This window comes from Aquabacterium sp. A7-Y (assembly GCF_026153205.1).
GTDB lineage: Bacteria > Pseudomonadota > Gammaproteobacteria > Burkholderiales > Burkholderiaceae_C > Caldimonas.
The window spans coordinates 17,614-31,806 of the sequence record NZ_JAPFBW010000043.1 but is presented as its reverse complement, the minus strand read 5'-3'; the positions used below and the strand labels follow the sequence as shown (position 1 = coordinate 31,806).

Below are 14,193 nucleotides of genomic sequence, written 5' to 3'. Positions count from 1 at the left end.
CTCATCCCGTCTGCGTCGCCAGCCCGATCGCGACGATGCCGGTCGCGCGGCACAGGTCCATCACCTTGACGATGTCCTGGTAGCGGGTGGCCTTTTCGCCGGCGATGACGACATCGACCTTCTTGGTCTGCAGCAGCTCGCGCAGCTTGGCCGTCAGCAGAGGCTCCTCGATGGCCTTGCCTTCCAGCAGCAGCTTGCCGTCCTGGGTGACGCCGACGGTGATCTTCACGGTCTCCATGTTCTGGGCCGTGGAGGACTGGGGCAGATCGAGCTTGATGCCGGCGCCCTGGATCATTTCAGTCATGATGAGGACGAAAAACACCAGCAGGAACATCATCACGTCGATCATCGGAATGATCTCGATGCGTGCCTTCTCGTCGCCGCCGAAGTAGTGGGATCGGTGGTTGCGTGCCATGTCGGCCTCCGCTCAGGCAGCGATGACGGCAAAGCGCGTCACCAGCATCGACTTGATCAGATCCATCTGGTTGATCAGCAGCCGGATGCGCTTGTTGAAGTAGTTGAGGAACACCACGCAGACGATCGCGACCACCAGGCCGATCGCGGTGGCGACCAGCGCATGCGCGATCGGGCCGGTCACCGAGGACACGTTCTGGCCGTTGTTCTGCGACAGCACCGCGAAGGCCTCCACCAGGTGGACGATGGTGCCCAGCAGGCCGAGCAGCGGGCCGAGCGTCACGCAGGTGTCGAGCAGCCAGAGATTGCGGTCCAGCTTGGGCAGCTGGAACATGATGGTTTCCTCGACGTCGCGCTCGAACAGGGCTTCGGGTTCACCTTTGTGCCTGAGGGCCGATTTCACCAGCTCGCCTTGCACGGTGGCGTCGTAGTGCGTGGCGACCTTGTTGGCGTCCTCGACATTGCCCTTGGCGACCTGGCGCAGGTCGTATTCCAGGCTCAGGCCGGAGCGGATGCTGCGGGCGAAGAAAAAATAGCGCTCGATGATGACGCTCAGGCCGATCACGAAGATGACGACCAGCAGCGGCACCAGGCCCCAGGAGTCGCGCGAATACTGAATGATGTTGTCGATCATGGTCATGCTCCTTCAGGAAAGGGGGCGGCTCGTGGCGGCCCCGGACGACGGAATTGACAGGGTCACTGCCCCGCGGGTTTCAAGACTGCAGATACACCGATGCGAATGCCGTGCCCGACGCGGGCACGGCGTGCACCGGCGTGAGGGGCTTCAGAACGTGTAGGACCCGTTGAGGTAGAAGGTCCGCCCGCGTGCGTCGTAATAGCGGTCGTCGTAGCCGATCATGTGGCCGCCGCCGGAGGTCTTGAGCGACATCGGCGGATCCCGGTCGGTGAGGTTCAGGATGCCGCCCACCAGGCGCCACTGCTTGTTGATGGACCAGGCGGTCTGCCAGTCGAAGGTGACGTAGTTCTTCACCTTGCGTTCCATCGCGACCGCACCGAGCGATTGGCCGTCGGGACCGATCTCCTCGACGGTGCCATCGTCGGTGTAGGGCTGGTCCTTGTAGCCCGAGCGAAACGCCAGTGTCAGGGTGTGCGCGAAGTTGCCGGACTGCAGCGTGTTGATCCAGCGGCCCAGCCAGCGGCTCTTGACGTCGCCGTCCTCGCCGTAGCGGCCCAGACTGCTGTAGCGTGGGCCGTTCTTGATCAGCTGGTAGCTGTCCTTCAGCATGTAGGTGGCGATGAACCGCGAGGTGATGCGACCGACCGGGCTGCCGGTGCTGGCCAGCACATCCAGGTCGATACCGCGGTTCTCGCGCGTGCCCAGGTTGGCGTTGTCCCTGCGCATGGCGAGGTTGGTGTTGCCGGTCGCCGGGTCGACGACGGAGGTGAAGCGATCGCGCCAGGCCACCGGATCGTCGAACACCACCGCCTCGTCGATGTAGGAGATCAGGTTCCTGACCTTGGCGTTCCAGAGGTCGGCGCCGAAGCTGAAGGAGGCCGAGGGCTCCAGGCGCACGCCCAGCGTCCACTGGGTCGATTTCTCCGGTTCCAGGTCCTTGGTGCCGGCGGCCACCACGTCGTACTGCTGGGCGATGCCCGCATGGCACTGGGCGCCGAGCGAGGCGGCGACCTGCTGCAGCCCCGAGCCGGGGTCGCAGCGGTAAGCTCCGCTCGTCACGCCGAAGAGCTGCTGGGTGGCATTGATCTGGGCCACCGTCGGGGCCTTGAAGCCGCTGCCGAGCGAGCCGCGCAGCAGCACGCCGGTCGTCGGCTGCCAGCGCACCGTGCCCTTGGCCGTCGTCGCGCCGCCCATGTCGGAGTAGCGGTCGTGCCGCAGGGAGCCGCCCAGTTCCACCTGCTTGTGCACAGGCGCCAGGATTTCGGCGAAGGCCCCCCAGCCGGTGCGCTTGGCCTTGTAGGCGACCAGTGCCGAGGAGTCGCCGAAACGGGTGTCGCCGTTGGCGCCGGCCGCGAGTTCACTGGGCGTGCTCTCGATCTGATCACGCAGGTAGTTGACACCCGCGGCCACCGAGAGCGCGCCGCCAGGCAACTCGGCGACCTCGGTGGAGGCCCGCATCTGCAGGTAGTCCAGCGTGCTTTCGCCGCCCAGGAAGAATCCACGCACCTGTGCGTCGAGCAGCGCCTGCACGCCCGCGGGCGAAGCTTCCTCCAGCGGCACGAAGGGGTTGACCGTGCGCAGCGCTGCGTTCGCCGAGTTCTGCGACATCCAGCCGCTCTTCAGCGAGTCCTTGTAGGTATTGACCGAGTGGGTATAGGAGATGTCGTAGTCGAAGCGGTCCAGCCTGCCGTCCGAGCCGATCACGAAGTGCCTGGCCTTGCTGACTTGCTCCTCCTTGCGCGGGCCAACGGCCGTGATGCGGTACTTCGCTTCGCCGCCGAGCGGTGCTTCTTCCGGATAGAGGCCGGCGGGGATCAGGATCTCGCCGGGCGGCGGTGCGATCGCCGTGTTGGTGAGGGTGTTGGCCAGCAAGGCCTCGGCATACAGGCGCTTCTGTTCGTCGAGGGCCTTCGAGGCCGACACGAAAAAGGCACTGCGCTCCCGCTCCGGAATGATCTCGATGTCCGGGATGTAGTCGTAGTAGCAGATGCCGTCGATGTTGAACGACTGCTTGCCACAGGCGCCGGTGCGCCGCAGGTAGGGGTTGTAGGTGCCGGTGGCGTCCTTCAGGTTGCCGGGGATGCTGCGCGGCGATCCGTTGAACAGGCGATAGCGCCGGCCGTTCTCGCTGAAATTGATCATGCTGCTGTCGGCGAAGTCGCGGTCCACCGAGCGCAGCGCGGTGCGCTTCTCGTAGCTGCCCGCGAACAGCACGTTCCAGCCGTCCTCGTCGTAGTTGCCGAAGCCCTTGGAGAGGCTGACGCGGCGCTCCCGGCCGCCGTCCTTCGGAAAGCTGCCGCCCAGCGCCACGACACCCTCGGTGCTCTCCTTCTTGGTGATGAAGTTCACCACGCCGGCCACGGCGTCGGCGCCGTACAGTGCGGAGGCACCGTCGGTCAGCACCTCGACACGTTCGATGGCTGCCAGCGGGATGACGTTGAGGTCGACGCCGGCGTTGTCGCCGTTGAGGTTCTGGCCGGCGTAGCTGGCGAGACGCCGGCCGTTGAGCAGGACCAGCGTCTTGTCTTCGCCGAGGCCATGGATGGAGGCACCGCTGAAACCGGCACCGGTGCCGCCGACCGAGGCGCCGTCATTGGTGAAGCCCTGCATCGACGGCAGGGCCTGGATCAGTTCGGTGACCGAGGTCGCACCGGTCTTCTCGATGTCTTCCCGCTTGATGATCTGCACCGGCAGGGCTGTTTCCCCCTGGATGCGTCGCACCGCGGAGCCGGTGATCTCGACCCGTTCGAGTTGCTGGGTCGATGCGGCCGGCGGGGTCGCCTGGACCGGCTGTGCCGTGGGCTGCGCCGGTTGGGTCGGGGGCGTCTCGGGAGTTTGTTGAGCCTGCGCGATGCCCAGGGGCACCAGGCCGAAGGCGCCCATCGCGATGGCGCCGCATAGGGCGGAGCCGAGCTGAGTAAGCTTGAACATGAGCTCTCCTGATACACGGGCTGGTGGCCCGGCGGTTGTGGTCCGGTACGTTTTTTTGTCGCTGGCCGGAATGCCCGACAGGGCACAGGGTGGCGCAAGGCAAGGCCTGTGCCAGTCGAGACGAAAGGGCTTGCATGCTGGCTTTGCGGCGCATGCTGCTCGACACGCGCCGACTCGAACGCTGCGCGATGTGCCACGCTGGGCAGCGGCTGCTGCAAGCTGGCGCACAGTGAGTGCGTCAGGCAGCATCGGCGGCTTGAGGTGGTGCTGCTGGTAAGTGGGCGCAACTGACGGTTTGCACAGGCGCACCGCTCCAGGACGGCACACCTGGGCGATGGCCCGCCTGCGTCTGCTTGCCCAGCGTGAGAGCCGGTCGTATCGACCTCAGGACGCGGCCGCGCCGCGACAGGCTCTGCGTTTTTTTTCGGCCGCGAGCCAGCGCTGCATCCACCGGTCCAGCACCGTCAACGGCAGGGCGCCCTGGTCCAGCAGCGCGTTGTGGAAACGCCGGATGTCGAAACACTCGCCCAGCTCGGCGCTCATGCGCTCGCGCAGCTGCTTGAAATGCAGCTGGCCGATCTTGTAGCCCAGCGCCTGCCCGGGCCAGACGAAGTAGCGGTCCACCTCGGCCGCCACTTCTTCGCGGCGCATGCCGGTGCGCTCGGTCATCCAGTCGACCGCGCGCTGGTGCGACCAGCCCGCCGAGTGGATGCCGGTGTCGACCGCCAGGCGTGCGGCGCGGTAGATCTCCATGCGCAGCTGCCCGAACTTCTCATACGGATCGCCGTAGGCCTTCAGCGCGTCGCCCAGGGTCTCGGCATACAAGGCCCAGCCCTCGCCGTAAGCCACGTACCACGACGCGCGGCGCAGCATCGGCAGCTGGTCGAGCTCCAGCGCACGGGCCGTCTGCAGATGGTGGCCGGGGACCGCCTCATGCAGGAAAAGCGCCGGCATCTCCCAGGTCGGGCGGCGGTCGAGGGCGAGCACGTTGGCATTGAACCAGCCCGCGCGCGAGCCGTCGGCCGCACCCGATGAGTAGTTCTCCGGAGCACCTTCGCCCTGGTGTTCCGGCATCGCGCGGATGCCGTAGGGCAGGCGCGGCAGCTGGGCGAACAGCCGGGGCAGCTCGGGATCGACCCGCTTGGCGATGTCTCGATAGCGGGACAGCAGCGCGTCGCGCGAGGGCAGCAGGAAACGCGGGTCGCTGTTGAGCCAGTCGACAAAGGACGCGAAAGAGCCCGGGTGGCCGGTGGAATGCATCAAGCGCTCCATCTCGTCGCGCAGGCGTTCCACCTCCTGCAGTCCCAGCTGGTGGATCTGCTCGGGTGTCATCCCGGTGGTGGTCTTCGAGCGCACCAGGAAGCGGTAGTAGTCGGGGCCGCCGGGATAGTGCTGCATGCCGCCCTCGACCGGGCTGCGCGGCAGGTACTCGGTCTCGACGAAAGCCTTCAGCCGGGCATAGGCCGGCAGCACCTGCCCGGCGATCGTTTCGCGGGTTTCGCGCGCGAGCGTCTCGCGCTCCTCCTTCGGCCACTCGGCGGGCAGTTCGCGCAGCGGCTGGTAGAGCGGGCTGTCTTCCGGCTGGCCGGCCAGCAGCACGTCGAGCTGGGCCGGCACCTTCTCGAGCGAGGACCGGAAGGTGACCCAGCCGGTTTTCATGCCCTCGCGCATGGCCTCGATGTCGCGGTCGATGGCCCCCGGCAGGGCGCGCAGCCGTCCCAGGTAGTTGCGGTAGTCGCGCGGGGTCCGGAAGGGCATGTCCAGCACCAGTTGCGGAAAGTCCAGGTGCAGGCCGGCCTTGTTGTTCAGCACCATCGTGGCGGTGGCGGGGAAGGCCAGTTCCTCGGCCTGGTCTTCCAGGTGGTGGCGGAACACGTCGTAGCTGACACGGTCGTCTTCGTCCAGGCCTTCGCGCTTGACGCTGTGCCGCAGGCGGGCCAGGAAATCGCGCGTGCGGGCCAGCTGCTCCCGGCGCGCCGCGGGGGACCGGTCGCTCAGCCGGTCGTCGTAGCGATGGTCGCCGACGCTGGTGGCCAGCTCGGGCAGCGTGCGCATGTGCCATTCCCAATGCTCCTGCATCAGCTGCTGCAAGGCAGCCGCCGGTGCGGCAGCACGGGCCTGGGTCACGGGGGCTGCAGCCGCCGTGAGCAGGGCGGCGCACAGTGCGAGGCACTGGCGGCGCGCGAGTTGGATCATCTTCATCTCCTGGGTCAAAGGGCTCCGGCGGGCAGAGCGGGTGAATCTGAAGGTCTGAAAGGGGGCGGCGCAATCAAGATCCGTGCCGCCGTTCGACGCCTTCTGCGCGGTTTTGTTAAGGTGGCGCGATGAGCCCAGATGACGAGCCCGCCGCGCAATGGTTCCAAAACCAGGGGTGGCAAGCCTTCGACTTCCAGCGCGAGGTCTGGGCGGCGATGCGGGACGGCCGCAGCGGCCTGCTGCATGCGACCACCGGCGCCGGCAAGACCTATGCAGTCTGGATGGGGGCGCTGATGCGCTCGCTCGCCGGCACGGCGCCGGCGCGTGCTGCCGTGCCGCTGCAGGTGCTATGGATCACGCCGATGCGGGCGCTGGCGGCTGACACCGTGCGCGCGCTGCAGCGGCCCCTGGCCGACCTTGCTCCAGCCTGGAGCGTGGGCCTGCGCACCGGTGACACGCAGAGCGCCGAGCGGGCCCGCCAGGAGCGACGCTGGCCGATGGCGCTGGTGACGACACCGGAGTCCTTGTCGCTGATGTTGACGCGCGAGCACGCGCGCGAGGAGCTGGCCGGCGTGCACAGCGTCATCGTCGACGAGTGGCATGAGCTGATCGGCAACAAGCGTGGGGTGCAGGTGCAGCTGGCGTTGGCGAGGCTGCGGCGCTGGAACCCGGGCCTGTCCACGTGGGGGCTCACTGCAACCCTCGGCAACCTGTCGAACGCCATGCAGGTGCTGCACGGTTCGAAACAGGGCGAGGCCGACAGCGGGGGCGTGCTGGTCCAGGGCCGCATCGACAAGTCGCTGGTCATCGACACCCTGATCCCGGACGACCCGGGGCGCTTTTCGTGGGCCGGTCACCTGGGGGCGCAGATGCAGCAGCCGGTGATCGGCGAGATCGAGCGCTCCAGCACCACCCTGGTCTTCACGAACGTGCGCTCGCAGGCCGAGGTCTGGTACCAGCTTCTGCTGGAGGCGCGTCCCGACTGGGCCGGGCTGGTCGCGCTGCACCACGGTTCGCTCGACAAGGAGGTGCGCGAGTGGGTCGAGCTGGGGCTCAAGGAGGGCCGGCTCAAGGCCGTGGTGGCGACCTCCTCGCTGGACCTGGGGGTGGACTTCGCCCCGGTCGAGCGGGTGCTGCAGATCGGCTCGCCCAAGGGGGTGGCGCGCCTGCTGCAGCGTGCCGGCCGCAGCGGCCACTCGCCGGGCCGGCCCAGCCGCGTGACCCTGGTGCCCACCCACACGCTGGAGCTGGTGGAGGCGGCCGCGGCGCGGCGCGCGGCGCAGGCCGGCCGCATCGAGCGGCGCGAGTCGCCCGACAAGCCGCTGGACGTGCTGGTGCAACACCTGGTCACGGTGGCACTGGGCGGCGGCTTCCGTGCCGCCGAGCTGTACGAGGAGGTGCGCAGCGCCTGGGCCTATGCCGGCCTCAGCGCCGAGGAGTGGCAGTGGGCGCTGGACTTCGTCGAGCAGGGCGGCGCGAGCCTGCACGCCTATCCCGAGTACCACCGCGTGACGCAGGTGGACGGGATCTACCGCGTCACCGACCGCGGCATCGCGCGGCGCCACAAGCTGCAGATCGGCACCATCGTGGCCGACGCGACGATGCAGGTGAAGTACCTCAGCGGCGGGCGCATCGGCACCATCGAGGAGAGTTTCATCGCGCGACTCAAGAAGGGCGACTGCTTTCTGTTCGGCGGCCGGCTGCTGGAGTTCGTGCGGGTGCAGGACCTGGTGGCCTACGTGAGGCGGGCCGAGCGCAAGAGCGGCGCGGTGCCGCGCTGGAACGGCAGCAAGATGCCCTTGTCGACGGAGATGGGCGACATGGTGATGGAGCTGCTGGGCGGCGCCGCGCGCGGTGAGTACCGCGAGCCCGAGATGCAGGCGGCGCGGCCCATGCTGGAGACGCAGCGCCGCCTGTCCCGCCTGCCGACGCCCGCGACCCTGCTGGTGGAGCGCTACAGCTCGCGCGAAGGCCAGCACCTCTACCTCTATCCCTTCGCCGGGCGCCACGTGCACCTGGGCCTGGCCAGCCTGCTGGCCTGGCGGCTTGCCAAGGACAGACCCAACACCTTCAGCCTCTCGGTCAACGACTACGGGCTGGAGCTGCTGAGCGCGCTGCCCGTCGACATCGAAGCGGTGCTGGACGGCCGCGTGTTCTCGACCGAGCGCCTGCTGGAGGACGTGCTCGCGAGCCTCAATTCCTCCGAGCTGGCGCAGCGCCGCTTCCGCGAGATCGCCCGGGTCGCGGGCCTGATCTTCACCGGCTATCCCGGCGCGCCGAAAAGCATGAAACAACTGCAGGCTTCCAGTTCGTTGTTCTTCGAGGTGTTCCGCAAGTACGATGCGGGCAACCTGTTGCTGAGCCAGGCGGAGAAGGAGGTGCTGAGCCAGGAGCTGGACATCCGGCGCCTGAGCGCCACCTTGTCCGCGATGGCCGCGAAGCCGGTCGACCACGTCGTGCTGCAGCACCCGAGCCCGTTTTCGCTGCCGCTGATGGTGGAGCGCTTCCGCGAGCAGCTGACGACCGAGAAACTGGCCGACCGGCTGGAGCGCCTCGTGAGAGACGCGCAGCGTGCGGCCGATGATGTCGATTTACCTGTGTCCACTGAAGTATGAGCAAACTTGTCAAGCTGGTGCGGGCTGCCGACCGTGCGCGGCTCGCCACCTATCTGATCGCGCTGTGGAAGCTGTTCAAGCATCCGCAGACCCCCAGGTCCGCCAAGCTGGTGGCGATCGCCGTGCTGGCCTATGCGGTCAGCCCGATCGACCTGATTCCCGACTTCATCCCGGTGCTGGGCCAGCTCGACGACCTGGTGCTGGTGCCTCTGGGCGTGGCCCTGGCGGTGCGGCTGACGCCGCGGCCCTTGTGGGAGGCCCGGCTGCGCGAGGCCGAAGCCTCGCGTGACAAGCTGCCGCGCATCCTCTGGGGCGCCGGCGTCATCGTGGTGCTGTGGCTGGTGCTGTTCGGCCTGTTCGTCTGGTGGGCCGCCTCGGCCCTGGTCTCGTGAGGCGGGCGGCGGGGCGGCTGGCAGCGTCGCTGATCGTGGTGCTGGGCCTGCTGCTGGGCCAGGACGAGGCGGCGGCGCGGCGTGAGCCGGTGTCGGCCACGGGCAAGGTCACGCGCGTGAGCGACGGCGACACCTTGTGGCTGCAGCTCGACGGCGCAGGCCGCAAACGGCCGATCAAGCTCAGGCTGGAGGGCATCGACGCGCCGGAGAGCTGCCAGCCCTGGGGCGCGCAGGCCAGACAGGCCTTGAGCGGGCGGCTGCTCGGGCGGCAGGTGCGGCTGAGCTTGCGCGGCCGCGACCGCTACCGGCGCTGGCTCGGCAACGTCAGCCTGCAGGGCGAGGACGTGTCGGCCTGGATGGTGCGCGAAGGCCATGCCTGGAGCTACCGCTCCGGGCGCGGCGGTGGCCCCTATGCGCGCCAGGAAGCCGAGGCCCGGGCGCGCCGCCGCGGTCTCTTCGGCGCAATCGATCCCATGCCGCCACGGGTGTTCCGGCAGTGGCACGGGGCCTGTCCGGCGCCGCGGCGCCGGCCTGCATAGGACTGGCTCAACGCCGCGATCGCGCCGCAGGTGTCGGCGCGGCCTGCGCGTTCAGCGCCGCATCAGCGTGGACTTGCCGAACAGGCTGGCGATCATCTCCACGGCGATCTCGGCGGTCAGGTTGCGCACGTCCAGCGCCGGGTTGAGCTCCATCACGTCCAGCGAGGCCATGCGGCCGGTGTCGGCGATCATCTCCATGCACAGCTGCGCCTCGCGGTAGGTCGGGCCGCCACGCACGGTGGTGCCCACGCCGGGCGCGAAGTCGGGATCGAGGAAGTCGACATCGAAGCTGACATGCAGATGGGTGTTGCTGTCCAGCATCGCCAGCGCCAGCTCCATCGTGTGGCGCATGCCCATCTCGTCGATGTAGCGCATGTCGAACACTTCCAGCCCCATCTCGTGGACAAACCGCTTCTCGCCTTCGTCCACGCTGCGGATGCCGATCTGCTTGACCATGTGGGGCGTGATCGCCGGCACGTGGCCGCCGATCTTCACCAGCGGCTCCGGGCCATGGCCGCACAGGCAGGCCACCGGCATGCCGTGGATGTTGCCGCTGGGCGTGATCAGGCTGGTGTTGAAGTCGGCGTGGGCATCCAGCCACAGCACGCGCAGCTTCTTGCCCTGCTCGCGGCAGTGGCGCGCGACGGCGCTGATCGAGCCGATGCCCAGGCAGTGGTCGCCGCCCAGCAGGATGGGCAGCCGCCCGTTCTTGAGCTCGGCATGCACCGCTTCGTGCACCGCGGTGTTCCAGGCCACCACCTCGCCGAGGTGGCGGTAGCCGTCGGTGGCGGGCAGCCAGGGGTTGGGCGGGCCGTTGAGGTTGCCGCGGTCCAGCACCTCGCAGCCGGTGGATTCCAGCACCGGCTGCAGGTTGGCGACGCGCAGGGCCTCGGGGCCCATCGATACGCCGCGGGCGCCCGCGCCGACGTCGGTCGGCGCGCCGATGAGACTGACGGGGATGGTCATGCTGCGGTCCTCCGTGGCGCGGGTGGGCGCTCAGATGTCGTCGGCGTGGACGCCGTGTTCCGGCGCCGGCTGGTCGAGCGCGTAGGCGGAGCGGACGATGGCCCAGGCCTCCTCGGCGCTTTCGACGTACTGGAACAGGTTGACGTCCTCGGGCGAGATCATCCCGGTGTCGACCAGCACCTCGAAGTTCAGCAGGCGCGACCAGAATTCGCGGCCGAACAGCAGCACCGGGCGCTTGCGGCACTTGCCGGTCTGCATCAGGGTCAGCACCTCGAACAGCTCGTCCATCGTGCCGAAGCCGCCCGGGAAACACACCAGGGCGATCGAGCGCATCAGGAAGTGCATCTTGCGCAGGCCGAAGTAGTGGAACAGGAAACACAGCTCCGGCGTCACGTAGGGATTGGGCTCCTGCTCGTGCGGCAGCACGATGTTCAGGCCGATGCTCTTGCCGCCCACTTCGAAGGCGCCGCGGTTGCCGGCCTCCATCACGCCGGGGCCGCCGCCGGTGACGACGTAGATCGGCGGGTCGAGCTGGCGCGAGGCCTCGGTCACGAGGGCCGCGAAGCGGCGCGCTTCTTCGTAGTAGTGCGACATGCCCAGGCGCGCCTCGGCGTGCCGGATGAGCACCGGGTCGCCGCCCTGGCGGGCCTCGTCCAGCAGCAGCTGCGCCACGTCACGCGGCGGGATGCGGGCGCTGCCGAAGATCACGATGGTCGATTCGACGCCATGTTCACGCTGCACCAGCTCGGGCTTGAGCAGCTCCAGCTGCATGCGCACCGGGCGCAGTTCCTCGCGCAGCAGGAAATCGGCATCGGTGAAGGCGAGGCGGTAGGCGCTGTTGGGGCCGCCGTAGCGGGGCAGCTCGGTCGCGGCGGCGGCATCTTCCTGCGCCGAGGGGAAATTGCGGGCGGTCAGTGTTTGACGCTTCTGTTCCATGCAAGACACCAGGTGGGGTTCACGGTGCACCAGCTTAGCCGAGCCCCGGGGGGTGGCGAGGCGGGCGCCGCCTGCGGCAGCAATTCGTTACCGCAAGGAAACGGGGCAAGGGGCATGCCACCGCGGGGCCGGGTCCCGTCTTGCCGACGGGGCGGGGCCGGTCCTTCATCTGTCGCGGCGACCGCAGACCGGGCAGGCGGGGTTGCGCGGCACGCGGATCTCGCTCCACTGCATCGAGAGGGCGTCGAGCATCTGCAGGCGCCCGGCCAGCGAGGTGCCGATGCCGGCCAGCAGCTTGAGCGCCTCGGCTGCCTGCACCGCGCCGACGATGCCGACCAGCGGCGCGAACACCCCCATGGTGGCGCAGCGTACTTCGTCGAGCTCCTGGTCGGGCGGAAACAGGCAGGCGTAGCAGGGCGAGGCGGCCTGGCGCAGATCGCAGACGGTCACCTGGCCGTCGAAGCGGATCGCCGCCCCGGTGACCAGCGGCTTGCGCCGCTGCACACAGGCGAAGTTGACGGCGTGGCGGGTGGCGAAGGTGTCGCTGCAGTCGAGCACGACGTCGGCCTCGCGCACCAGCTCGTCCAGCAGCGCCGGGTCGGCATGGCGCGGCACCGGGCGCACCCGCACGTCGGGGTTGATGGCGGCGATGCTGAGCGCCGCCGATTCCGCCTTGGACGCGCCGATGCGCGCCATGTCGTGGATGATCTGGCGCTGCAGGTTGGTGAGGTCCACCGTGTCGTCGTCGATCACGGTCAGGGTGCCGAGGCCGGCCGTGCCCAGGTAGAGGGCGGCCGGCGATCCCAGCCCGCCGGCGCCGATGATCAGCGCATGGCCGGCCAGGATGCGATCCTGTCCCTCCACGCCGAGTTCGTTGAGCAGCAGGTGACGGCTGTAGCGCAAAAGCTGATCGTCGTTCATCGCGCGAGCATACCCAAGAGCCGGGCGGCGGAGCGAGGCGGACGGCCGGTCGGCCAAAAAAAAGCCCGCGCGGTGGCGGGCTTCCTGTGGTCGGGTGGGCCCGAGACGGGCCGACGGCCCGGTCAGTTGCTCTTCGACTCTTCAGGCTTGCGCTCGGTCTGGGTCTTGGACACCAGCACCGTCTTGCCCTTCAGGCGGTTCATGGCCTGCTGCAACTGGAAGTCCTCTTCGCTGCCGAACTCGGGCAGCGGCTTGGCCGGCGGCTTGCTGGCCTGCTTGGCGGCTTCCTCCTCGAGGCGCTTCATCGCCTCCTCGCGAGCCTTTTCGCGCGCCGGGTCCTTCTCGTCCTTCTCGCCGCCGCTGACCAGGTGCTTCTGCAGGTCGGCTTCGCGCATGCGCAGGGCCGAGTAGAGGTTGCCCTCGGCGGTTTCATCCAGCATCACGTCGGGCACGATGCCCTTGGCCTGGATGGACCGGCCGCTCGGGGTGTAGTAGCGGGCCGTGGTCAGCTTCAGCGCCGTGTCGGCGGTCAGCTGGCGCACCGTCTGCACCGAGCCCTTGCCGAACGTCTGCGAACCCATCACGACGGCACGCTTGTGGTCCTGCAGCGCGCCGGCGACGATTTCGCTGGCCGAGGCCGAGCCTTCGTTGACCAGCACCACCAGCGGCACCGACTTGACCGCCTCGGGCAGCCGCTTCAGCGGGTCACCGCCGCCGCGGCGCACGTAGTCGTTCGGTGAGGCCTTGAAGATCTGCTTGGACTCGGCGATCTGGCCGTTGGTCGAGACCACCGGCACGTCCTTGGGCAGGAAGGCGGCAGCGATTGCCACGGCGCCTTCGAGCAGGCCGCCCGGGTCGTTGCGCAGGTCCAGCACGATGCCCTTGAGGCCCGGGTCCTGCTTGTAGAGCTCTTCGAGCTTGCGCACGAAGTCGTCGACCGTGCGGTCCTGGAACTGGCTCACGCGCAGCCAGGCATAACCCGGCTCGATCACCTTGGCGCGCACGCTCTGGACCCGGATTTCCTCGCGGGTGATGGTGACCGGGAACGTGCGGCTCTCGGCCTTGCGGAAGATGGTCAGCAGCACCTTGGTGTTGGGCTCGCCGCGCATGCGCTTGACCGCCTGGTCGATCGACAGGCCCTTCACGGCCGTGTCGTCGATCTTGGTGATCAGGTCGCCGCTCTTCAGGCCGGCGCGGAAGGCCGGCGAGCCTTCGATCGGCGTGACGACCTTGACCAGGCCGTCTTCCATGCCGATCTCGATGCCGACGCCGACGAAACGGCCGGTCGTGCCTTCGCGGAATTCCTTGAAGGTCTTCTTGTCGAAATACTGGGAATGGGGGTCCAGGCCCGCCACCATGCCGCCGATCGCATCCGTGATCAGCTTCTTTTCGTCGACCGGCTCGACGTAGTCGGATTTCACCATGCCGAACACGGCGGCGAGCTGCTGCAGCTCTTCGAGCGGCAGCGGCGCCAGCGACGTGTTGCGCGCCGTGGCCTGCAATTGCATCGTGGCGAGGGCGCCGGCGACCGCCCCGAGCGAGATCCAGCCAGCAATCTTCAGTTTGGCACTCATGTGCGCGCAGTCCTCAGGAAATGGTTTCGTCAGGAGAGGTCTCAGGTGGGCTTCAGTATAGGACCGTGCCCG

At 68.4% G+C, this 14,193-nt stretch carries 11 protein-coding genes; 3 read left to right on the top strand and 8 right to left on the bottom strand.

Going from position 1 to position 14,193, the window contains the following annotated elements:
• Position 1: 1 nt before the first annotated feature.
• The 4 genes from OOT46_RS27315 to OOT46_RS27300 all read right to left on the bottom strand — a co-directional run bounded on the left by OOT46_RS27315 (position 2) and on the right by OOT46_RS27300 (position 6,178).
• Positions 2-415 (bottom strand): ExbD/TolR family protein, encoded by a 414-nt coding sequence (locus tag OOT46_RS27315; protein ID WP_265406787.1) that lies wholly within the window; start codon positions 413-415, stop codon positions 2-4.
• A gap of 12 nt (positions 416-427) precedes the next feature.
• The gene (locus OOT46_RS27310; protein ID WP_265406786.1) at positions 428-1,048 is read right to left on the bottom strand and encodes a MotA/TolQ/ExbB proton channel family protein; all 621 of its coding nucleotides are present in this window, start codon (positions 1,046-1,048) and stop codon (positions 428-430) included.
• Between the two features lie 150 nt (positions 1,049-1,198).
• Positions 1,199-3,982, bottom strand: a complete 2,784-nt coding sequence (locus tag OOT46_RS27305; protein ID WP_265406785.1) for a TonB-dependent receptor plug domain-containing protein — start codon at positions 3,980-3,982, stop codon at positions 1,199-1,201.
• A 384-nt stretch (positions 3,983-4,366) separates the two neighbouring features.
• Positions 4,367-6,178 carry a DUF885 domain-containing protein gene (locus OOT46_RS27300; RefSeq protein WP_265406784.1) on the bottom strand — a complete coding sequence of 604 codons (1,812 nt, stop codon included), beginning with the start codon at positions 6,176-6,178 and terminating at the stop codon, positions 4,367-4,369.
• 128 nt (positions 6,179-6,306) lie between these two features.
• On the opposite strand from OOT46_RS27300, the gene OOT46_RS27295 reads away from it, so the two are divergent.
• The 3 genes from OOT46_RS27295 to OOT46_RS27285 are packed head-to-tail and all read left to right on the top strand — an operon-like array spanning position 6,307 to position 9,724.
• Positions 6,307-8,793 carry a ligase-associated DNA damage response DEXH box helicase gene (locus OOT46_RS27295; protein ID WP_265406783.1) on the top strand — a complete coding sequence of 829 codons (2,487 nt, stop codon included), beginning with the start codon at positions 6,307-6,309 and terminating at the stop codon, positions 8,791-8,793.
• A complete protein-coding gene (locus OOT46_RS27290; RefSeq protein ID WP_265406782.1) occupies positions 8,790-9,185 on the top strand; it encodes a YkvA family protein in 396 nt (131 codons plus the stop codon). Before OOT46_RS27295 ends, OOT46_RS27290 begins: the two co-directional genes overlap by 4 nt.
• On the top strand, positions 9,182-9,724 hold the full coding sequence (locus tag OOT46_RS27285; RefSeq protein WP_265406781.1) for a thermonuclease family protein: 543 nt from the start codon (positions 9,182-9,184) through the stop codon (positions 9,722-9,724). Before OOT46_RS27290 ends, OOT46_RS27285 begins: the two co-directional genes overlap by 4 nt.
• A 51-nt stretch (positions 9,725-9,775) precedes the next feature.
• Here the strand turns inward: OOT46_RS27285 and rocF are convergent, their stop codons facing one another.
• The 4 genes from rocF to OOT46_RS27265 all read right to left on the bottom strand — a co-directional run bounded on the left by rocF (position 9,776) and on the right by OOT46_RS27265 (position 14,121).
• Positions 9,776-10,690 (bottom strand): arginase, encoded by a 915-nt coding sequence (rocF, locus tag OOT46_RS27280; protein ID WP_265406780.1) that lies wholly within the window; start codon positions 10,688-10,690, stop codon positions 9,776-9,778.
• Positions 10,691-10,720: 30 nt separating this feature from the next.
• Positions 10,721-11,626 carry a TIGR00730 family Rossman fold protein gene (locus OOT46_RS27275; RefSeq protein WP_265406779.1) on the bottom strand — a complete coding sequence of 302 codons (906 nt, stop codon included), beginning with the start codon at positions 11,624-11,626 and terminating at the stop codon, positions 10,721-10,723.
• 165 nt (positions 11,627-11,791) lie between these two features.
• Positions 11,792-12,547, bottom strand: a complete 756-nt coding sequence (locus tag OOT46_RS27270; RefSeq protein WP_265406778.1) for a HesA/MoeB/ThiF family protein — start codon at positions 12,545-12,547, stop codon at positions 11,792-11,794.
• A 122-nt stretch (positions 12,548-12,669) separates the two neighbouring features.
• Complete coding sequence (locus OOT46_RS27265; RefSeq protein ID WP_265406777.1) at positions 12,670-14,121, bottom strand: S41 family peptidase; 1,452 nt, start codon at positions 14,119-14,121, stop codon at positions 12,670-12,672.
• Positions 14,122-14,193: the final 72 nt, after the last annotated feature.

Excerpts from the sequence above, each read along its gene's own strand:
- rocF (WP_265406780.1), bottom strand. The coding sequence starts at position 10,690 with ATGACCATCCCCGTCAGTCTCATCGGCGCGCCGACCGACGTCGGCGCG.
- OOT46_RS27265 (WP_265406777.1), bottom strand. The coding sequence starts at position 14,121 with ATGAGTGCCAAACTGAAGATTGCTGGCTGGATCTCGCTCGGGGCGGTC.
- OOT46_RS27290 (WP_265406782.1), top strand. The coding sequence starts at position 8,790 with ATGAGCAAACTTGTCAAGCTGGTGCGGGCTGCCGACCGTGCGCGGCTC.
- OOT46_RS27275 (WP_265406779.1), bottom strand. The coding sequence starts at position 11,626 with ATGGAACAGAAGCGTCAAACACTGACCGCCCGCAATTTCCCCTCGGCG.
- OOT46_RS27310 (WP_265406786.1), bottom strand. The coding sequence starts at position 1,048 with ATGATCGACAACATCATTCAGTATTCGCGCGACTCCTGGGGCCTGGTG.
- OOT46_RS27305 (WP_265406785.1), bottom strand. The coding sequence starts at position 3,982 with ATGTTCAAGCTTACTCAGCTCGGCTCCGCCCTATGCGGCGCCATCGCG.
- OOT46_RS27270 (WP_265406778.1), bottom strand. The coding sequence starts at position 12,547 with ATGAACGACGATCAGCTTTTGCGCTACAGCCGTCACCTGCTGCTCAAC.
- OOT46_RS27300 (WP_265406784.1), bottom strand. The coding sequence starts at position 6,178 with ATGATCCAACTCGCGCGCCGCCAGTGCCTCGCACTGTGCGCCGCCCTG.
- OOT46_RS27295 (WP_265406783.1), top strand. The coding sequence starts at position 6,307 with ATGAGCCCAGATGACGAGCCCGCCGCGCAATGGTTCCAAAACCAGGGG.
- OOT46_RS27315 (WP_265406787.1), bottom strand. The coding sequence starts at position 415 with ATGGCACGCAACCACCGATCCCACTACTTCGGCGGCGACGAGAAGGCA.